Annotated in this window: 17 protein-coding genes; 13 read left to right on the top strand and 4 right to left on the bottom strand. The window is 77.3% G+C overall.

The features are described from left to right. The first annotated feature begins 10 nt into the window (after positions 1–10). A complete protein-coding gene (eccB, locus tag ND486_RS11940; RefSeq protein ID WP_251784398.1) occupies positions 11–1,432 on the top strand; it encodes a type VII secretion protein EccB in 1,422 nt (473 codons plus the stop codon). Between the two features lie 8 nt (positions 1,433–1,440). Here the strand turns inward: eccB and mycP are convergent, their stop codons facing one another. Together mycP and eccD are read right to left on the bottom strand one after the other, a co-directional pair. Next, entirely contained in the window at positions 1,441–2,619 is a 1,179-nt protein-coding gene (gene mycP, locus ND486_RS11935; RefSeq protein WP_251784397.1) for a type VII secretion-associated serine protease mycosin, read from the bottom strand. Between the two features lie 170 nt (positions 2,620–2,789). Beyond that, the gene (gene eccD, locus ND486_RS11930) at positions 2,790–4,184 is read right to left on the bottom strand and encodes a type VII secretion integral membrane protein EccD (protein ID WP_251784396.1); all 1,395 of its coding nucleotides are present in this window, start codon (positions 4,182–4,184) and stop codon (positions 2,790–2,792) included. Positions 4,185–4,323: 139 nt separating this feature from the next. On the opposite strand from eccD, the gene eccCa reads away from it, so the two are divergent. From eccCa to ND486_RS11885, 9 genes are all read left to right on the top strand, one after another. Beyond that, on the top strand, positions 4,324–8,172 hold the full coding sequence (gene eccCa, locus ND486_RS11925; protein ID WP_251784395.1) for a type VII secretion protein EccCa: 3,849 nt from the start codon (positions 4,324–4,326) through the stop codon (positions 8,170–8,172). Beyond that, complete coding sequence (locus ND486_RS11920) at positions 8,169–9,410, top strand: type VII secretion-associated protein (RefSeq protein ID WP_251784394.1); 1,242 nt, start codon at positions 8,169–8,171, stop codon at positions 9,408–9,410. Before eccCa ends, ND486_RS11920 begins: the two co-directional genes overlap by 4 nt. Before the next feature lie 155 nt (positions 9,411–9,565). After that, on the top strand, positions 9,566–9,868 hold the full coding sequence (locus ND486_RS11915) for a WXG100 family type VII secretion target (RefSeq protein ID WP_073576448.1): 303 nt from the start codon (positions 9,566–9,568) through the stop codon (positions 9,866–9,868). Positions 9,869–9,882: 14 nt separating this feature from the next. Further along, positions 9,883–10,173 (top strand): WXG100 family type VII secretion target, encoded by a 291-nt coding sequence (locus ND486_RS11910; protein ID WP_062397784.1) that lies wholly within the window; start codon positions 9,883–9,885, stop codon positions 10,171–10,173. 234 nt (positions 10,174–10,407) lie between these two features. Then, positions 10,408–10,851 (top strand): 50S ribosomal protein L13, encoded by a 444-nt coding sequence (gene rplM / locus ND486_RS11905; RefSeq protein WP_062397782.1) that lies wholly within the window; start codon positions 10,408–10,410, stop codon positions 10,849–10,851. A gap of 29 nt (positions 10,852–10,880) precedes the next feature. After that, positions 10,881–11,447 (top strand): 30S ribosomal protein S9, encoded by a 567-nt coding sequence (gene rpsI, locus ND486_RS11900; protein ID WP_083474823.1) that lies wholly within the window; start codon positions 10,881–10,883, stop codon positions 11,445–11,447. An 11-nt stretch (positions 11,448–11,458) separates the two neighbouring features. Continuing rightward, on the top strand, positions 11,459–12,796 hold the full coding sequence (gene glmM / locus ND486_RS11895) for a phosphoglucosamine mutase (RefSeq protein ID WP_251784393.1): 1,338 nt from the start codon (positions 11,459–11,461) through the stop codon (positions 12,794–12,796). Between the two features lie 132 nt (positions 12,797–12,928). Next, positions 12,929–13,198 (top strand): hypothetical protein, encoded by a 270-nt coding sequence (locus tag ND486_RS11890; RefSeq protein WP_251784392.1) that lies wholly within the window; start codon positions 12,929–12,931, stop codon positions 13,196–13,198. Then, positions 13,192–13,611, top strand: a complete 420-nt coding sequence (locus ND486_RS11885) for a hypothetical protein (protein ID WP_251784391.1) — start codon at positions 13,192–13,194, stop codon at positions 13,609–13,611. The genes ND486_RS11890 and ND486_RS11885 overlap by 7 nt, the downstream gene beginning before the upstream one ends. Positions 13,612–13,643: 32 nt before the next feature. Here the strand turns inward: ND486_RS11885 and ND486_RS11880 are convergent, their stop codons facing one another. Further along, on the bottom strand, positions 13,644–14,438 hold the full coding sequence (locus ND486_RS11880; protein WP_062397775.1) for an IclR family transcriptional regulator C-terminal domain-containing protein: 795 nt from the start codon (positions 14,436–14,438) through the stop codon (positions 13,644–13,646). Positions 14,439–14,602: 164 nt separating this feature from the next. On the opposite strand from ND486_RS11880, the gene shiA reads away from it, so the two are divergent. Beyond that, on the top strand, positions 14,603–15,943 hold the full coding sequence (gene shiA / locus ND486_RS11875; RefSeq protein WP_251784390.1) for a shikimate transporter: 1,341 nt from the start codon (positions 14,603–14,605) through the stop codon (positions 15,941–15,943). 29 nt (positions 15,944–15,972) lie between these two features. Then, complete coding sequence (locus tag ND486_RS11870; protein WP_251784389.1) at positions 15,973–16,983, top strand: zinc-binding dehydrogenase; 1,011 nt, start codon at positions 15,973–15,975, stop codon at positions 16,981–16,983. Between the two features lie 171 nt (positions 16,984–17,154). On the opposite strand, the gene ND486_RS11865 is transcribed toward ND486_RS11870, so the two are convergent. Then, a complete protein-coding gene (locus ND486_RS11865; RefSeq protein ID WP_251784388.1) occupies positions 17,155–18,045 on the bottom strand; it encodes a dienelactone hydrolase family protein in 891 nt (296 codons plus the stop codon). Between the two features lie 118 nt (positions 18,046–18,163). On the opposite strand from ND486_RS11865, the gene glmS reads away from it, so the two are divergent. Next, a complete protein-coding gene (gene glmS, locus ND486_RS11860; protein ID WP_251784387.1) occupies positions 18,164–20,023 on the top strand; it encodes a glutamine--fructose-6-phosphate transaminase (isomerizing) in 1,860 nt (619 codons plus the stop codon). Positions 20,024–20,048: the final 25 nt, after the last annotated feature.

Genomic DNA, 20,048 nt, shown 5'->3' with positions numbered 1-20,048 from the left:
CGTCCGGGCGGTGCGCACCGATCCCGCCCCCGCGCGCGTGCAGCGCGCCCCGGCGACCCGCGACCAGGTCGACGCCCACCGGTTCGGTGTGCGCCGGATGGAGGCCGCGCTGGTGCGGGGGGACCCGGTGCCGCTGCACGAGCAGATCCGCTCGCAGCGGCGCGCCGTGTTCGCCGGAGTGCTGGTCGGGCTGCTCGCGCTCGGGGTGGCGGCGCTGCTGGCCCGGGTCGACCCGGCCACCGACTGGCGCTCCCGGGCGCTGGTGCAGGGGCAGCGCAGCGGCGTGCTCTACGCCGTGGTCCGCGACCCCGACCGGTCCGCGCTGCTCGTGCCGGTGCCCGACCCGGTCGCGGGACGGCTGGTCCTCGCCGCGCACGGTCGCGACGACGGTGCCACCGCCGTGCCCGTCCCGGTGCCCGACGACGCACTGGCCGCCGCGCCGCGCACCGCGCCGGCGGCCGTCCCCGGCACCGTCGGCGTACCGCTCGACGGGGTCCCGGTCCCACCCGCGTGGGCGGTCTGCGACACCCGCGGCGAGGGCTCCGGCGCCGGGACCACGACGGTGCTCGCGGGGTCGCTCGGACCCGTCCCGGCCGGACCGGAACCGGTGGCCCTGCTGACCGCCGAGGGCGGCGCGACCTACCTGGTCCACGACGGCGCCCGGCACCGGATCGACCCGTCCGACCGGAACGCCCTCGACGGGCTCGGCCTGCTCGGCGCGCCCGTCCGCCGGGTCGGCGACGGTCTGCTCTCCGCGATCCCGGAGGGCGCGCCGCTGCGGGTCCCCGCCCCCGGACCGACACCCGTCGCGGGGCTGGGGCGGAACGGGGACGTCGTGCGCAGCCAGTCGCTCGGGGCAGGGTCGACGTACTTCCTGGTGGTCGACGACGGGCTCGCCCGGATCCCGGTCACCCTCGCCGACGCCGTCCGCTCCCGGACCGGGCAGGCCGAACCGGCGACGCTGCCGCCCGGACTGGTCGACGACGTCGGGCAGACGCGGGTGCCCGGGGCCGAGGCCTGGCCCGCCGCCCGGGCCGAGGTCACCGAGGTGCCCCCGGTGCTGTGCGGGACCTGGCGCGAGGGACGGCGCGCACTCGTCGCCGGCACCGGGGAGCCGGTCGCGCCCGGCGCGGTGCGGGTGCGCCTCGCCGGTGCCGACGACGCCGGGCCGGGTCTCGACACCGTGGTGCTGCCGGGGAGCGGCCCGGGGCCGCTGCGGACCGGGCCGGCCGACACCGGCGGCGGTGACGGCGGGACGCGGCTGCTGCTCGCCGCGTCCGGTGCGGTGCACGGCGTCGCGGACGCCGGGACCGGGCGGGCGCTCGGGATCGGGGAGGCGGGGGACGCACCGGCGGAGATGGTGCGCCTGCTGCCGCGGGCGGGGGTCCTGAGCGTCGCGGCGGCGCGGGAGGTGGCGGACCTGCCGGGCTGAGCCGCGGTTCAGGGCCGGCGCCGCAGCCCCGCCAGCGCCGCGACGAGCGCCCCGCCGACCGCCGCGACCGCGCCGACCCCGGCCACCACGGGCAGGTCCGGTGGCGGGGCCGACGCGAGCGGCAGCGGGGCCCGGCCCGCCCCGGGCGGCCCGGCGCGGCCGCCGGGCCCGGCGGGGTCGTCCGGGGTCAGGAGCAGCGGTTCCGCGGTCAGCGCGGCCTCCGGGTCGAGCACACCGTGGCCGGTGCGGCCGTCGCCCGCGGTGGGGCGGGCCGTGGCGCGCAGCCGGTCTCCGACCTGGCGCGGGGTGAGCATCGGGAACCGTTCGCGCAGCAGCGCCGCGATCCCCGCGACCAGCGGCGCCGAGTACGACGTGCCGCGGACCACCGCACCGTCCGGTCCGGACGGACGGGGCAGGTCCGCCCCCGGAGCGGCGAGGTCCACCCAGGGGCCCGGCACGGAGAAGTCGCCGGGGACGTCGTCGCCGTCGACCGCGCCGACGGCGAGGACCGTGTCGTAGGACGCGGGTAGCGGCCGCAGGTCCGGGTCGCCGGTGCAGGTGCCGCTCCCGTCGATGTTCCCGGCCGCGGCGACGACCAGCACCCCGGCCCGCTCGGCGCCCTCGACGGCCTCGCGCAGCGCGGCCCCCGCGGAGTCGACCTGCGCGGACGGCACGCACACCACCTCGGACACGTTGACGACGCTCGCGCCGAGTGCGACGGCCCGGTCGATCGCCGCGGCCAGGGTGCGGATCTCGCCGGCGGGTCGCTCGGTGCCGTCGGTGCCGCGGACGGCGAAGCGCCCGGAGGACTGGCGCAGGGACAGGATCCGGGCGCCCGGCGCCATGCCCGCGCCGAGCCCGGTGACGGGGTCGGCGGCTCCGGCGAGGAGCAGCGCGACATCGGAGCCGTGGCCGTCGCAGTCGGTGAGACCGTCGCCGCCGGTCAGGTAGTCCCCGCCGCCGCTGAGCCGTCCGGCCAGCCGGGGCAGCGGCGCCACCCCGGTGTCGACGACGGCGACGAGCTGCCCCGCACCGGTCGCGAGATCCGGGGGCGGCTGCGGGACCGCACCGCGGACGGCGCCCGGGCCGTCGTCGCCGGGCGGGGTGCAGGCGCGCGTCTGCCGCAACCCGTCGGCCGGCCCCGGCGGTCCGGGCTCGGCCGCCGCGGCGACCGGCCGCGTCCACACCCCGTCGCCTGCCCCCGCACCCGGTGCGGGGGGTGTGGCGACCCCACAGGGGGTGTGGACGGCGCACGACGCGGCGGGGGTGACGGAGGGGGCGGCAGCGGGCGGGGTGGGCAGGGGGAGAGCGAGCAGGGATGCCGCCAGCAGCGGCACGGCCCGCCGGGCCGGGCCGGTCACAGGGTGCGGACCAGGGCGAACAGGCCCATCGCGGCCAGTGCGGCGGGCACGGCGGCGGCGGTGAGGACGAGCTCGCACACGTCGAGCGCCCGGCGGGCCGGCGGTGACGGGTTCGTCCGCGCGGCCGCGGCACCCGCGCCGACGGCGAGCAGCAGCCCGGCCGCGACGGCGAGCCGCGGCGCGGGGTCCAGCGTGAGCGCGGCCGGGACGGCGGCGGTGGCGACCGCGACCACCGCGGCCCCGGTCAGGACGCGTGCCGCCGCGGGCTCGACGAGCGCACGGGCCCGCAGGAGCAGCACCGCCGCCGTCACCACCAGCAGCAGGCCACCGGTCCAGCCCCCGGTCGCGGCGACGGCGGCGGCCCCGGCGGCCGCGACCGCGGTGCCGGCCAGCGTCCCGGTGTGCAGGCCGCGGGCCAGCCCGGCCCGGGCGGTCAGCTCCGCACCGGGCAGCACCCGCTCGGCGCCCGCGACGGACTCGGCGTCGGTCGGGACGGCCGGGGCCGGGATCCCGGCCAGGCGCAGCGCCAGCCGGGGCAGCAGGGGCCCTGCGGCCAGGGCGGGCGCCGCGAGCCCGGCCGCGACGGCCGTCACCGGGGCCTCCAGCAGCAGCCGGGCCAGCGCCGCGGCGGCGGTCCCGGAGGCGGCCAGGGCGACCGCGAGCAGGACCGGGGACACCGCCCGCGCGATCGCCTGACCCGCGGCGGCGGCCAGACCGGTCCCGGCGGCGGCGAGCAGCAGAGCCCCCGCCCCGGCAGGTGCGGGCAGCGCGGTGAGCCCGGCCGTCGCCGCGGCGGGGACGGCACAGAGTGCGGCGGCGGTCGTGAGCCGGTCGTCGTCGCGGGCGCGGTGGGCGACCAGCAGCGCCACGACGGCGCCGGCGGCGGCGAGCGCGCACGCCCACGGCCGCCACGAACCGTCCACGGTGGACAGCACGGCGCCCGCGGCGGCCGTCGCCAGCACGGCCGCCGCCGTCCCGGACCAGCGCGCCGTCCCGGCGGCGTCGGCCGCACCGCGCACCGCGGCGGCGACGGTCTCGGCGGCGTCGTCGAGCACCGGCGGCGCGGGCGCCGGGCGCGGCGGGCCCAGGTGCAGCAGCTCGCCCTCGTGGACACCGAGCTCGTCGAGGGTGGCGCCGGCGGGCAGCGGGCCGCCCGCCGGGCCGGTGAACCGCCAGGCCTGCGGGGTGTCGGTGGCTGCGCGGCCCAGCAGCTCGCGCACCATCGGGACCAGCTCGGCGACGGCGACGTCGGCCGGCAGCGCCACGTCGAGGCGCCCGCGCGGGGTGTGCACCCCGACCCGGGTCCAGCGGCCGGGCACCGGCCCGTACGTGGTGGCGGGCACCGCGTCGCCGGGGCCGGTCGCGGCCGGTGCGGGCAGGACGGAGGTCACGGGCGGCTCCCTGGCAGATCTCCCCGAACGGCCCCGGCGGGCCCGGGGCGGCTGCGAGTATCCGACGGCCCCGGTGCCGCCGTGGGCGTTCGGGAGAACCGTGAACGGGAGGCGCGTGGCGATGGCGGGGACCGTCGGGATGCGACGTCCGCGGCGCTCGGTGCCCGAGCTGCCCGGCGGCGAGCTGGTGCTCGAACCGCCGCCCGAACCGGAACGCCCGGTCCCCGGCGGCCTCGCGGCGCGGCTGCTCCCGCTGGCGATGGTCGGCGGGGCGCTGCTGTTCGTCGTGCTGGGCCGCGGGGACACGAGCACCTGGCTGTTCGGCGGGATGTTCGCGCTGTCCGCGCTGGGCATGCTCGCCGGCGGCGGCCGCGGCGCCGGCGCGCGCACCGCGACGATGGACGAGGACCGCCGCGACTACCTGCGCTACCTCGACGTCCTGGGCGGGCGGGCCCGCGCGATCGCCGCCGAGCAGCGGCACGCGCTGGAGAGCGTGCACCCCGACCCGGGCGCCTGGCCGGACGTGCTCGCCGCGGACCGGCTGTGGGAGCGCCGCCCCGGTGACGACGACTTCGGCCGACTGCGCGCCGGGCGCGGCACCCAGCGCCTCGCCACCCGGCTCACCGCCCCGCACACCGGTCCGATGGAGACACTCGAACCGCTGTCCGCGCTGGCGCTGCGCCGTCTCCTGCGCCGATGGTCCACCGTGGACGATCTTCCGGTCGCCGTCGACACCCGCGCCTCGGCGACGATCTGGCTCGAACCGGACCCGGACGCCGCCCCGGTACTCGACCTCGCCCGGGCACTGGTCGCCCAGTACGTCACCTGGCACGGTCCCGACGACGCGCGGCTCGCCGTCGTCGCGCCGGGGGGTGCGGTCGCGCGCTGGGAGTGGGCGAAGTGGCTGCCGCACGTCGCCCACCCGCGGCTCGCCGACGCCGTCGGGCCGGTCCGGATGATCACCGACGACCCGGACCGGGTGCGGCGCTGGTGGGTCGACGAGCCGTCCGCGGCCCAGCAGCACCTGCTCGTCGTGCTCGACGGGGCCGCCGACACCCCGGGCGCGTGGGCCGGGCTGCCCGGCGTCACCGTGCTGCGGCTGGGGCCCGCGGGCGGGCGCAGGCCCGCGGCGTCGGTGCTGCGCCTGGCCGCCGGGACCGGGCCCGACGGCGTGCGCACGCTGCGCCGGGGCGGGCCCGGCGGCCGGGAGGTCGGCGTCCCCGACGGGCTCGTCGTCGCCGAGGCGCTGGCACTCGCGCGCCGGCTCGCGCGCTACCGCCCGGACGGCGACGCCGACGTCGTCACGTCCGGTGTGGACAGTGGGGCGACCGGGTTGCCGTCGCTGCTCGGACTGTCCACGACGGACCCGGCCGGGGTCGCCGCGCTGCGCGGCCGGCGGGGGCCGGGGGAGCGGCTGCGGGTCCCGCTGGGCACCGACGACGGCGGCCGGCCGGTGCTGCTCGACCTCAAGGAGTCCGCGCAGGGCGGTGCGGGTCCGCACGGGCTGTGCATCGGCGCGACCGGCTCCGGCAAGAGCGAGCTGCTGCGCACCCTCGTCCTCGGGCTGGTCGCGACACACACCGCCGAGGAGCTCAACCTGGTGCTCGTCGACTTCAAGGGCGGCGCGACGTTCCTCGGGCTCGCCGGGCTGCCGCACACCTCCGCGGTGATCACCAACCTGGCCGAGGAGCTGACCCTGGTCGACCGGATGGCCGACGCGCTCGCCGGGGAGATCACCCGCCGCCAGGAGGTGCTGCGCGCCGCGGGGAACCTGTCGTCGCTGGCCGAGCACGACGCGCTGCGCCGGGACGGGGCACCGCTGGCGGCGCTGCCGTCGCTGCTGGTCGTCGTCGACGAGTTCTCCGAGCTGCTCGCCCAGCGGCCGGAGATGATCGACCTGATGGTGACCGTCGGGCGGCTCGGCCGCTCGCTCGGCATCCACCTGCTGCTGGCCTCGCAGCGACTGGAGGAGGGACGGCTGCGCGGCCTCGAGTCGCACCTGTCCTACCGGATCGCGCTGCGCACCTTCTCCGCCGCGGAGTCCCGCGCGGTGCTGGGCGTGCCCGACGCGCACCTGCTCCCGCCGACGCCCGGTGCCGCGTACCTGTCCGCGGGCACCGACGAGCTGGTGCGCTTCCGGGCCGCCTACGTCTCCGGCCCGGACACCCCGCGGGCCGAGCGCCGCCGCGCACCCGGGGCGCCGCGGCTCGCGCTGCCGTTCCGCGCGGGCCCGGTCGCGCTGCCCGCCTCGGCGCAGCTCCCGGCGCCGGACCACGGGCCCGCGCCCACCGGCACCGTTCTCGACCGCATCGCCGGCGCGGTGTCCGGGCCCGGTCCGCGCGCGCACCGGGTGTGGCTGCCGCCGCTGGCGGAGCCGCCGCCGCTGCCGGTGGTGCTCGGCGACCCGCTGGTCCGGGCCGGGCGCGGGTTGTGCGCACCGGGACCGGTCGGACGGCTCGCCGCGCCGGTCGGGCTCGTCGACCGGCCCTACGCCCAGCGGCGCGACCCGCTGGTGCTGGACCTGTCCGGCGCGGCCGGGCACCTCGCCGTCGTCGGGGGGCCGCGGTCGGGGAAGTCGACCGCGCTGCGCACCGTCGTCACCGCGCTCGCGCTCACCCACACCCCGGCCGAACTGGGCGTGCACGTGCTCGACCTCGGCGGCGGCACGCTCGCCCCGCTGGCCGGGCTGCCGCACGTCGGGACCGTCGCCGACCGCCGCGCCGGCGACCTGGTGCGACGGGTGGTGGCCGAGACCGTCGCCGCCGTCGACGAGCGCGAGCAGCTGTTCGCCGCGCACGGCGTGGCCGGGATCGAGGAGTTCCGGGCCCGGCGCGCCGCGGGCGGGTTCGCCGGGGTGACCGCCACCGACCTGCTGCTCGTCGTCGACGGCTACGCGGCGCTGCGCGCCGGGTTCGAGGACCTGGACGAGAAGCTGACCGCACTCGCCGCCCGCGGGCTCGCCTACGGCGTGCACCTCGCGCTGTCCGCCGCCCGCTGGGCCGAGATCCGCCCGGCGCTCAAGGACCAGCTCGGCAGCCGGGTCGAGCTACGGCTGGGCGACCCGTCGGACTCCGAGGTGGACCGCCGTCGTGCCGCCGCGGTGCCCGCCCTGCCCGGGCACGGCCTGTCCGCCGACGGCGAGGCCACCGTCGTCGCCGCGCCCTGCCTGGTCCCCGGCACCGACCCGGCCCGGGAGATCGACGACGCCTGGGACGGCCCGTCGGTCGGCCCGGTGCGGCTGCTGCCCACCCGGATCGAGGTCACCGAGCTCCCGAGCGGCCCGGGCCGCGGGCCCGCGCTCGGCGTCGACGAGGACCGGCTCGCCACCGTCGAGCTCGACCCGGACGAGCCGCACCTGCTCTGCTTCGCCGACTCCGGCGGCGGCAAGACGACCCTGCTGCGGACCCTCGCCCACGGCATCGCCGCGCGATGGACGCCCGAGCAGGCGCGGATCGTCGTCGTCGACCACCGGCGGACGCTGCTCGGCGGGGTCCCGCAGAGCCACCTGCTCGCCCACACCTCGACCGCGCAGGCCACCACCGACGCCTGCGCCGAGATCGCGGGCTCGCTCGGACGGCGGCTGCCCGGCCCGGACGTCACCCCGGCCCAGCTGCGGGAACGGTCCTGGTGGAGCGGGCCGGACGTGTGGCTGCTCGTCGACGACTACGACCTCGTCGTCCCCGCGGCGGGGGCGGCCGGCACGCACCCGCTGCTCGCGCTCGCCGAGTACCTGCCGCAGGCCCGCGACGTCGGCCTGCACGTCGTGCTCGCGCGACGCACCGGCGGGGCCGGGCGGGCGCTGTTCGACCCGGTCCTCGGGCGGCTGCGCGAGCTGGGCGCCCCCGGCCTGGTCGGCTCCGGCAGCCCCGACGAGGGCGCGCTGCTGGAGAAGGTCCGTCCCGGGCCGATGCCACCCGGCCGCGGCGTGCTCGTCGACCGGCGGGCCGGGGCGCGACGGGTGCAGCTGGCGTGGACCGAGCCGGGGTGAGCGGCGTCGCGGTCGCCGTGCACGACCGCCGCGACGCGGTGCTGCTCGCCGCCGCGGACGCCGCCGGGCTGCGCTTGGTCGCCGCGGCCCCGCCCGGCACACCCCCGGCGACGGCCGTCGCGGACTTCTTCGGCGACGAGCCGCCCGGGGTCGTGGTCCGGGTCGGGACGACGGCGGGCGGCGCCTTCCCCGGAGGCCCGCGGGTGCTGGTGGTCCCGGCCGCGGTCGCGGTGCTCGCGGCGGAACCGGAGCTGCCGGACGGGCCGGTCCTGGTCGTCGACGACGACGTGGTGCTGGTCCGCGACGGGGTGCCGGAGCGCGTGGGCGAGCGGGGCACCGACCTCGCGTGTCTCGTGCGGGCGACCGGTGCGGAGCTGGTCGTGGTCGCCGGGACGGTCGGCCCGCTCCCCGGGGAGCACAGTGCGGCCGACACCCGGGCCGCCGACACCCGGACCGCGGGCACTCGGGCCACGGGCACTCGGGCCGCGGGGCGGCCCGGCGGCCTGCCCGGGTACCGGCTCCCGTGCCCGGTGCGCGTCGCCGGGCGGCGGCCCGCCGGCGGCGAGCCCTGGGGTCCGGAGGCGGCGGCGGTGGTCGGGGCTGCGGTGCTGGGCGCCTCCGTGCTCGCCGACCCCGGCCCCGACACGGTCGTCCCGCCGCCCGGCGCGGGCGAGACGCCGGAGGAACCGGACCGGCCCGGCCCCGCCACCCCGCCTGCCGAGGGCCCGGACCGCGCCCGGGCGGCGATCGTCGTCGCGGGGGTGCTGGGCGCGGTCCTCCTCGGTACCGGGCTGCTGCTCGGTGGCCCGCGCCCGGTGAGCCCGGCCGGGGCCACGGTCGCCCAGTACGGCTACGCCGCCGCGCTGCCCACCGGCTGGGAGCACACCGGCGGCGACCCGCAGCGCCGACGCGTGCTGCTCACCCCCGCCGGCGGCCCGGACGGGGCCGACCTCCTCGTGCTGGAGCGCAGCCCGCTCGGCTACGACGCCGGACGCGAGCCCGACCGGGCCCGCCGCGAGCTCGCCGCGCTGGTCGGTGACCCCGGGCCGGTGCCCGCGACGGTCGGCGGCCGCGCGGTCCTGCGCTGGACCGAGACACCGGGCGACGGGACCGTCGTCGACTGGCACGTCGTGTTCTCCGGCACCGACGAGCTCGTCGCCGGGTGCCGGCGGCCGGTGGGCGCCCCGGTCGCCGTCGCCTGCGCCGAGGTCGTCGCGACGCTGCACCGGGTGCCCTGAGGCCCCGGCGTTCCCGGTCGCGAACGGTCCGCCCGGAACGGCCACGGCCACCGGCGCGCCCTGCCACTGTGCGCGGGCCGGGGGCACCGCGCCCCCGGGCCCGGGAGCCGCCGACACGGCCGCGCCGGGGTCCGATCAGGGACGAGGTGGGACGTATGGCCGACGGGTTCGGCACGACGACCGAGGAGATGGTCCGCGCGGCGGGCCAGGTGCGGGCGGTGAGCGACGCCGTCAACGGCGAGCTCGGCCGCCTGCGCAGCCGGCTGGGACCGCTGCAGGGCCAGTGGTCCGGCACCGCGGCGACGGCGTTCGCCCAGCTGATGGCCAAGTGGGACACCGAGGCGCGGCGGCTGAACGAGGCGCTGGGCGCGATCGGTGAGCAGCTCGGCGGCACGGCGACGACGTACCAGCAGCAGGAGGACCAGAACCGCACCGCCATCACGTCGGTGCTCGGGTGAGGGGGAGCCACACCATGGGATCCGAGATCAAGGTCACCTTCAGCGCGCTCGAGACCGCGTCGGCCGACACCGTCGCGACGACCGCACGCATCAACTCCCAGCTCGAGGACCTCCGGCGGCAACTGGCGCCGATGGTCGCGACCTGGACCGGCGACGCGGCGGCCACCTACCGGGCGTCGCAGCAGAAGTGGGACACCTCGGCGGCCGAGCTGACCACCACCCTGGGCACCATCGGGAAGCTCGTCGGCCAGGCCGGTCAGAACTACCGGGCCACCGAGCAGGCGAACCGGGCCCGGTTCGCCTGACACCCGGTCCGGGGGCCCGGACGACCCCCTTGCGTCCGCCCCCGGAACCGGCGGGTACGCTTGGCTCTCGTTGTGCAGCGGTGGAGACCCGCGGGCGCCGTCCTCCGGCGACAGCGGCGGGATCGAGCGTCCCTCCGGCGTCCACCAGCAGCACGCTGAGGAACCAGAGACTAGAGAGTGGGCCGGAACCCGTGCGGACGGCCCACCAGCCGAGAACGACGACGAGGTAGATCCGTGCCCACGTACAGCCCCAAGCCCGGCGACATCCAGCACGCCTGGCACGTGATCGACGCCGAGGACGTGCGCCTCGGTCGGCTCGCCACCCACGCTGCCACGCTGCTGCGCGGGAAGCACAAGCCGACCTACGCCCCGCACGTCGACAACGGCGACTTCGTGGTCATCGTGAACGCGGAGAAGATCTCGGTGTCCGGCAACAAGCGTGCCGACAAGTTCATCTACCGCCACTCCGGCTTCCCGGGTGGCCTCCGCCAGCGCTCCGTCGGCGAGATGATCGACAGCCAGCCCGACCGCCTCGTCGAGAAGGCGATCAAGGGCATGCTGCCGAAGAACCGTCTCGGCCGCGCCATGGCCAAGAAGCTGAAGGTCTACGCCGGCCCGGCGCACCCGCACGAGGCCCAGAAGCCGCAGCCGTTCGAGATCAAGCAGGTCAGCCAGTGACCACCCCGAGCAACGAAGAGGGACAGCCCGTGACCAGCCCCGAGAACGGACCCGACGAGGTCGTCGACGCGGTCGAGACCGAGGGTGCGGCCGCCGAGGCGACCGAGACCGAGGCCACCGAGACCGAGGTCGCCGACGTCGACTACACCATCGGTGACGCCGCCGACTTCGACGCCGACGAGTTCGCCGCCGAGGCACCCGTGCTGGGTGACCGCCCGGTCCAGACCGTCGGCCGCCGCAAGGAGGCCGTCGTCCGCGTCCGGCTGCTGCCGGGCACCGGTGGGTTCACCCTCAACGGCAAGCCGCTCGAGGTGTACTTCCCGAACAAGCTGCACCAGCAGATCGTGAAGGAGCCGCTGGTCCTCCTCGAGAAGACCGAGCGCTTCGACATCTTCGCCAACCTCAAGGGTGGCGGCACCGCGGGTCAGGCCGGCGCGCTGCGCCTGGCCATCGCCCGTGCGCTGGTCGAGCTGGACTCCGAGGACCGCCCGCCGCTGAAGAAGGCCGGCTGGCTGACCCGTGACGCCCGCGCCGTCGAGCGCAAGAAGTACGGCCTCAAGAAGGCCCGCAAGGCGCCCCAGTACTCCAAGCGCTGATCGCACACCGGATGCCTCGTCTCTTCGGAACCGACGGCGTCCGGGGCCTGGCCAACGGCGAACTCCTCACTCCGGAGTTCGCCGTTGGCGTCTGTGCCTCGGCCGCCCGCACGCTCTCGAACGGCTCCGGCCGCCGGCCCCTCGCGGTCGTCGGACGCGACCCCCGCGCGAGCGGCGAGATGCTCGAGGCCGCGGTCGTCGCCGGGCTCACCTCGGCCGGTGCGGACGCGATCCGGGTCGGTGTGCTGCCGACCCCGGGCGTCGCGCACCTGGTCGCCGAGACCGGCGCCGACCTCGGCGTGATGATCTCCGCGTCGCACAACCCGATGCCCGACAACGGCATCAAGCTCTTCGCCGCGGGCGGCCACAAGCTGCCCGACGACGTCGAGGACGCGATCGAGCAGCAGCTGGCCGCCGGGCTCGGCGCCCGCCCCACCGGGGAGGGCATCGGCCGCGTCTGGGACGCCCCGGACGCCACCGACGTCTACGTCGCGCACCTGCTCTCCGCCGCGCCCGGCTCGCTGTCCGGGCTGCGCGTGGTCGTGGACTGCGCGCACGGCGCCGCGGCGCTGGCCGCGCCGGAGGCCTACCGCCAGGCGGGCGCGGACGTGATCGCGCTGCACGCCGAGCCGGACGGGCTCAACATCAACGACGGCGTCGGGTCCACCCACCTGGAGCCGCTGCGGTCCGCGGTGCTCGAGCACGGCGCCGACCTCGGCATCGCCCACGACGGCGACGCCGACCGCTGCCTGGCCGTGGACGGGACGGGCGCCGTCGTCGACGGTGACCGGATCATGGCCGTGCTGGCGCTCGCCATGCGCGACGCCGGCGAGCTCGCCCACGACACGCTCGTCGCCACGGTGATGAGCAACCTGGGCCTGCACATCGCCATGCGCGAGGCCGGGATCACGCTGGACACCACCAGGGTCGGCGACCGCTACGTGCTGGAGCGGCTGCGCGAGGGCGGGTTCACCCTCGGCGGCGAGCAGTCCGGGCACGTGGTGCTGCCGGGCCACGCCACCACCGGCGACGGTCTGCTCACCGCCCTGCGGCTCATGTCGCGGGTCGCGCAGACCGGCACGTCGCTGGCCGAGCTCGCCTCGGTGGTCACCGTGCTGCCGCAGGTGCTGCGCAACGTGGCCGTCGCGGACAAGGACGCGGTCGCCGGGTCGGCGGACGTGGCCGAGGCCGTCGCGAAGGCCGAGGCCGAGCTGGGGGACACCGGCCGGGTGCTGCTGCGCCCGTCGGGCACCGAGCAGCTCGTCCGCGTGATGGTCGAGGCGCCCAGCGCGGGCGAGGCCGACGCCGTCGCGGGCCGGCTCGCCGAGGTCGTCGCCGCCGCGCGCTGAGCGGGACACCGCCCGACACCGGGGCCGTCACCCACACCGGGTGGCGGCCCCGGCGTCGTCGCGGGTTCGCGATCGCGACCGGGATCCCGGCGACCCGGCCCGCCCGGCCGGACCGGCCGGGATGCTGGCGCGATGAGACCGGAGCTGCTGCGTGACCCCGCCGCGCTGGACCGTGCCGCCCGCGGGCTGGACGACCTCGCCGACGGGCTACCCGGCACGGTCGACGGGCCGGCGGGGGACCGGGCGGTCCGGCTGCTCCGCGTCGCCGACGAGCTGAACTCGCTCGCCGCCGCGGCCCGGCGTGCCGCGGCCACCGCCCGCACCGCCGACGACGACACCGTCGCCGTCCTGCGCGCCGCCGACCGGCACGTTCCCGCCCCGCCCGGGGCGGGAACGTGCTGATCGACGGGCCGCCCGGGACAGCGGAGCAGGCCGCGGCGCTGCGGGAGCTGGTGGGCAGGCTCGACGACGTCGCGGGGGTGCTCGCGGGGATCCGTACCGCCGTCGCCGACGCCTGGGACGACCCCGCGGGCCGGGAGTGGCTCGGGCGGCTCGACCTCGTCGGGCGGGAGGTGCGCCGGCTCGCCGACGAGACCGCCCACGACGCCGCCCAGCCCCACGACCCGCGGCACCGCGGTCCGGAGTCCGACGACCCGCGGCCCCACGGCGGCGCGCGGCCCGACGGCACCGCGGACCCGGACGTCCCGGGGATGCTGCTGCCCGGCCTCACCGGCATCCGCGTCCCCGACCGTCGCGGCCCGGTGGCGCCGTCGCTCACCCCGTCGTCCGTCCCGGACGGTCCCGCCGGGCGCTGACGGGACCGCCCACCGGGCCGCGCGGGCCGGGGTCACAGGTCCGAGGCCACCAGGTCCGCCTCGATCCCCGCCGCGGCCTGCAGCAGCCGTGGCAGGTGCCGCCCGGTCAGCTCCTCCCGCGAGGCGACGCCGACGTGCGTCGACACGTTCACCGCCGCGATCACCCGTCCGGCCCGGTTGCGCACCGGCGCCGCGACGCCGCGCAGGCCGTCCTCCAGCTCGCCCTCGACCAGTGCCCAGCCCTGCTCCCGGGCCCGCACGACGGCCTCGCGCAGCGCGGCCACGTCGCGCACCGTCTGGTCGGTCCGCCGCTGCACGGTGACCGAGGCCAGATGGGCGTCGAGCTCGTCGTCGGGCAGGCCCGCGAGCAGGACCCGGCCCATCGACGTCGCCCACGCCGCGTAGCGGGTGCCGACGGTGATCCGCAGGCCGCTCAGCCGCGAGCTCTGCGCCAGCGCGAGGTACACCACGTCCGGCCCGTCGAGCTCGGTCAGCGACGCCGTCTCCCGCAGCTCGTAGGACATGGACTGCAGGTGCGGCAGCGCGACGTCGACGAGCGAGAGCCCCGACAGGTAGGCGTAGCCGAGCTCCAGCACCCGCGGCGTCAGCTCGAAGCGGTCCCGGCCCGAGCGGCGCGCGTAGCCGAGGTCGACGAGGGTGAGCAGCAGCCGCCGGGCGGTGGCCCGGTCCAGGTCGGTGCGGGCGGCGACCTCGCTGAGCGTCATCGACGGCGTGTCCGGCCCGAACGCGCGGACCACCCGGAACGCCCGCTCCACGGCCCGCACGAAGTGGCGCTCCTGCCCTGCCTCGGCCGGCTCTGCCGTCATCGGACCCCTCTCCGGTCGACACCGGGCCCGACCCTACCGGCGCGCGTCCCGGCGACCCGGTCTTGCGATCACGCGTCACCGGCCCGTACGGTTCGTGCGCACAGCACACAGACGTGCGCACAGCGCACAGCTCGTCGTCGCAAGGACGCGCACAGGAGAAGGTCATGACACAGCCGTCATCAGCCCCGGCCGGAGCGCGGCGCGCCGCCGCCGGCTCGTTCGTGGGCGCCGTCGTCGAGTGGTACGACTTCCTGCTCTACGGGGTCGTCGCCGCACTCGTCTTCGGCCCCCTGTTCTTCCCGAGCGAGAGCCCCACCGCCGGCGCGCTGGCCGCGTTCGCCACCTTCGGCATCGGCTTCCTGTTCCGCCCGCTCGGCGGGATCGTCTTCGGCCACCTCGGCGACCGGATCGGCCGCAAGCGCACCCTGGTCTGGACCATCGCGATCATGGGCCTGACGACGGCGGCGATCGGCCTGCTGCCGACGTTCGACCAGGTCGGCTACCTGGCCCCGGTCCTGCTGGTCGCGCTGCGCTGCGTGCAGGGCCTCGCCGTCGGCGGGGAGTGGGCGAGCGCCGCGCTGCTCGCCGTCGAGCACGCCCCGAAGCGGTGGCGGGCGCTGTACTCCAGCGGCGTGCAGGTCGGTTACTCGGTCGCGCTGCTGATGGTGAACGGCTTCGTCGCGATCCTGGTCGCGTCGATGGACGAGGGCGCGTTCGAGGCCTGGGGCTGGCGGATCCCGTTCTTCTTCGGCCTGCTGCTGACCCTGGTCGGGCTGTGGATCCGGTCCGGCGTCGACGAGTCCGAGACGTTCAGGAAGGCCGCCGCCGCGCAGGCCGCCGAGCCTGCGGAGAAGCAGAAGCTGCCGGTGCTCGAGGCCCTGCGCCGCCACCCCGGCGCGTTCGCCAAGATCGTCGCGCTGCGCCTGGCCGAGCTGCTGACCATGTACATCGTCGTCACGTTCGCGCTGGCCTACGCCACCGGCCAGTACGGCTTCACCCGCGGGTTCATGCTCGGCGTCGGCCTGCTCGTCGGTGGGCTCGGGATCATCACCATCCCGCTGTTCGGCTGGCTGTCCGACCGCTACGGCCGCCGGCCCGTCTACCTGGTCGGTGCCGTCGTCGCGGTCCTCGCGTCGGTGCCGTTCTTCGTCGCGATGGAGCAGGGCTCGGCCGTGCTGCTCGTGCTGTGCGCGGTGCTGCTGGTCAACATCGGCCACGACGCGATCGTCAGCGTGCAGCAGCCGCTGTTCACCGAGATGTTCGGCGCGCGGCACCGCAACAGCGGCGCGGGCCTGGGCTACCAGCTCGCCAGCGTCGTCGGCGGCGGGTTCACCCCGTTCATCGCCACCGCGCTCGTCGCGCTCGGCGGCGGCAGCTGGTACCTCGTCGCCGCCTACCTGTGCGGCGGCTGCCTGATCTCGCTGCTCGTCGCGGCGTTCATGAGCTACGCCCCGCACGGCGAGGACGAGGACGCGCCGGCCACCCCGGCGGCCTCGCACACCTGACCGCACCACCCGACGACCCGGGAGACCCCATGACGACCGCACCGGCCGTGCCCGCCACCACCGTGGCCGTACGGCTCACCGCCCCCGGGCGCCTCGACCCCACCCCGGTCGCGACGCCCGCTCCCGGACCCGGCGAGGTCCTCGTCCGGGTCACCGCCGTCGGCCTGTGCGGCACCGACCTGGCCGTGCGCAGCGGCGCCCGGCCGGTCCCGGCGCTGCCGTGGACGGTCGGGCACGAGGGCGGCGGCCGGGTCGTCGCCGTCGGGGACGGTGTGGACCCGGGCCGGGTCGGTGAGGTCGTCGTGGTGGAGCCGAACATCGCGTGCGGGCGCTGCCGGTTCTGCGCCGCGGGCCGCACCTCGGCCTGCCCGGACCGGCGCAGCCTCGGGGTGAACGCGCCCGGGCTGCTCGCCGGGCTCGTCGCCGTCCCCGCCGGGTACGCGCACCCGCTCCCCGCCGGGCTCGACCCGGACCTCGCCGAGCGGGTCGTCGCCTGCGTGGAGCCGTGGGTGGTCACCCGGGCCGCGCTGCGCCGGGCCGCCCCGGAGCCCGGGTCCCGCTGCCTGGTCGTCGGAGCGGGCAGTCAGGGCACCCTGCTGTGCGCGACCCTGCTGGCGGCCGGGCACGTCCCGGTCGTCGCCGAGCCGCACGACGGCCGTCGCCGCCGCGCCCTGGACCTGGGCGCCGAGGAGCTCGTCCCCGGCGAGGTGTTCGCGACGGTGTTCGAGACCTCCGGCGCGCCCGCCGCCTGGTCGAGTGCCACCGCGGCCGTCGACCGGGCCGGGACGCTGCTGCTGATCGGCCAGCACGACGGCCCGTCGACGGTCAACACCCACGACCTCGTCCAGCGGCAGGTCACCGTCACCGGGTCGCTGATCTACGACCACCCGCACGACTTCGCCGCCGCGCTCGCGGACCTGCCCGCGGTCGCGGACACCCTCGCCGGGCTGATGGAGCCCGAGCCGTTCGGGCCCGGGCGGGCCGGCGCGGCGTTCGACGCCGTCGCCGGGGCCGACCGGAAGGTGTGGCTGGCGCCCTGAGCGCCCCGTCCGCGCGCTGATCCGCGGCCCCCCGGCGCTGATCCGCGCCGCGCGCGGTGATCCGTTCCGCGCGCGGGTCCGGACACGCGCGAACGACGGATCACCGCGCGCCGGGTGGATCGTCACGTGGTCCGGGCGGCGGATCACCGCGCGCCCGGCGGAGGACCGGGGTCAGCCGCCGATGCCGAGCAGGCCCGGGGAGCGCTCCTCGGACTCCTCCTGGGGCTTGGGGGTGAGGTCCACCACCGGCGCCCCGGGGACGTTCCCCGAGGTCAGCGAGGACACCCGCTTCTCGTTCTGCAGCTCCTGCATGAGGAACGCCGTCACCAGCGCCCGGGTGATCTTCCGGGTCCGGTGCTGCGGGCGGTTCTGCAGCAGGAAGCTCGTCCAGTGCCTGCCCTCGCAGAACCCGAGGTGCCCGGCCTTCTCGATCTCGCGGAGCGTCACGTCGGTGCCGGCCTCGTGCTGGGCGGCGGCGATCCGCTGCGCGTGTCCCTCCATGGGGGCCAGCGAGTCGACGGCGGCGGCGAGGTGCAGCGTCGGGACGGTCACCGCGGCGGCCGCCTCGATCGCGGACGGCTTCACCTCCGACGCGGCGAGGGTCACCAGCGCGCCGAGGCGCTCACGCTGGGCCGCGGCGAGGACGGCGGCGCCGCCCCCGGTGCCGTGCCCGACCAGCGCGGTCTTGCGGGCGTCGACGCTGACGTGGCCGTCGCCGAGCCGGACGCCGACGCACACGTCGAGGACGGTGTTCAGGTCCGTGGCGAACCGGGCGACGCTCGGGACCGGGCCGCGCTGGGTGTTCGGCGCGGCGGCGACGAAACCCCAGGTCGCGAGATGGCGCAGCAGCTCGTGGTAGCGGTGCGCGGGCTGCAGCCACGCGTGCCCGATCACCACAGCGGGCAGCTGGTAGCCCTCCGCGGGGGTGTAGACGATGCCCGGCAGACCGATCAGGCCCAGGTCGCCGTGCTTCACCGGGTTCGGCCCCGGACGCGACAGCACACCGAGGGCGTCCTTGGCCCCCTTCATCGACGGGGGTCGGGTCACGCTGGTCCGGGCCACGGTCGGCACCGTACCGGTGCAGGTCACCGCGTGCCCGACTCGCACGGACGTCCGGCGTGGCGCCGGACCGACCCCGTCGCCGGAAGATCGGCAACCGGGCGTCGATACGCTCATCCGTATGTGTGGCATCGTCGGTTACGTCGGTCATCGGTCCGCACTCGACGTCGTCCTCGGCGGCCTGCGACGACTGGAGTACCGCGGTTACGACTCCGCCGGCGTCGCGCTGCCGGACGGCGGTGAGCTGCTGGTCGAGCGCAAGGCCGGAGCCCTGGCCAACCTGGAGGCACGCCTCGAGGAGATCGGTCGCGACCGGTTCACCGGGACCTCGGGCATCGGGCACACGCGGTGGGCCACGCACGGCCCGCCCACCGACCGCAACGCCCACCCGCACCGCAGCAGCGACGGCAGGGTCGCGGTCGTCCACAACGGCATCATCGAGAACTTCCTGGAGCTGCGCGCCGAGCTGGAGGCCCGTGGCATCTGGGCGGAGTCCGACACCGACACCGAGACCGCCGCGCACCTGGTGGCGCTGGCCCACGCCGACGGCCCGACGAAGGGCGATCTGCCCGCGTCGGTCCGCGCCGTCGCCCGCCGGCTGGAGGGCGCGTTCACCCTGGTCGTGACGCACGCCGACGAGCCGGAGCGGATCGTCGCCGCCCGTCGCAACTCGCCGCTGGTGCTCGGCATCGGCGAGGGGGAGACGTTCCTGGCCTCCGACGTCGCGGCGTTCATCGAGTTCACCCGCGACGCCGTCGAGCTCGGCCAGGACCAGGTCGTGACGATCACCCGCGAGGGCTACGACGTCACCGACTTCCACGGGGAGCCGGTCGGGGTCAACCCGTTCGAGGTGACCTGGGACCTCGCCGCCGCCGAGAAGGGCGGCCACGACTACTTCATGCTCAAGGAGATCGAGGAACAGCCGACCGCGATCGCCGACACCCTGCGCGGGCACCTCGTCGACGGCCGGATCGTCCTCGACGAGCAGCGTCTGACCGACCAGGACCTGCGCGACGTCGACAAGGTCTTCGTCGTCGCCTGCGGCACCGCCTACCACTCCGGGCTGCTCGCGAAGTACGCGATCGAGCACTGGACCCGGATCCCGGTCGAGATCGAGCTGGCCAGCGAGTTCCGCTACCGCGACCCGGTGCTGGACCGCTCGACGCTGGTCGTCGCGATCTCCCAGTCCGGCGAGACCGCCGACACCCTGGAGGCGCTGCGCCACGCGAAGGAGCAGAAGGCCCGGGTGCTGGCCATCTGCAACACCAACGGGGCGCAGATCCCGCGCGAGTCCGACGCGGTGATCTACACCCACGCGGGTCCGGAGATCGGCGTCGCCGCGACCAAGACCTTCACCGCCCAGGTCGCCGCGAACTACCTGGTCGGCCTGGCCCTGGCCCAGGCCCGCGGGACCAAGTACCCCGACGAGGTCGTCCGCGAGTACGAGGCGCTGGAGGCGATCCCGGCGGCCGTCGCCGAGGTGCTGGAGTCCCTCGGCGAGGCCCGTGCGCTCGGGCAGGAGCTGGCGCCGTCGAAGGCGGTGCTGTTCCTCGGCCGCCACGTCGGCTACCCGGTGGCGCTGGAGGGCGCGCTCAAGCTCAAGGAGCTCGCCTACATGCACGCCGAGGCCTTCGCGGCCGGCGAGCTCAAGCACGGCCCGATCGCGCTGATCGAGGACGGGCTGCCGGTCGTGGTGGTGATGCCGTCGCCGAAGGGGCGCGCGGTCCTGCACTCCAAGCTGCTGTCCAACATCCAGGAGATCAAGGCGCGCGGGGCGCGGACCGTGGTCCTCGCCGAGACCGGCGACGAGACCGTGCGCCCGTTCGCCGACCACCTCTTCGAGCTGCCCGCGGTGCCGACGCTGCTGCAGCCGCTGGTCGCGACGATCCCGCTGCAGGTGATCGCGGCCGAGATCGCCCGGGCCCGCGGCTACGACGTCGACAAGCCCCGCAACCTGGCGAAGTCGGTCACCGTCGAGTGATCACCGGTCGTGGGGCGGAGCGTGC

It is taken from the genome of Pseudonocardia sp. DR1-2, from assembly GCF_023717215.1.
GTDB lineage: Bacteria > Actinomycetota > Actinomycetes > Mycobacteriales > Pseudonocardiaceae > Pseudonocardia > Pseudonocardia alni.
Note: the sequence above shows the minus strand (reverse complement) of the source record. Positions and strands in the feature narration are given on the sequence as shown.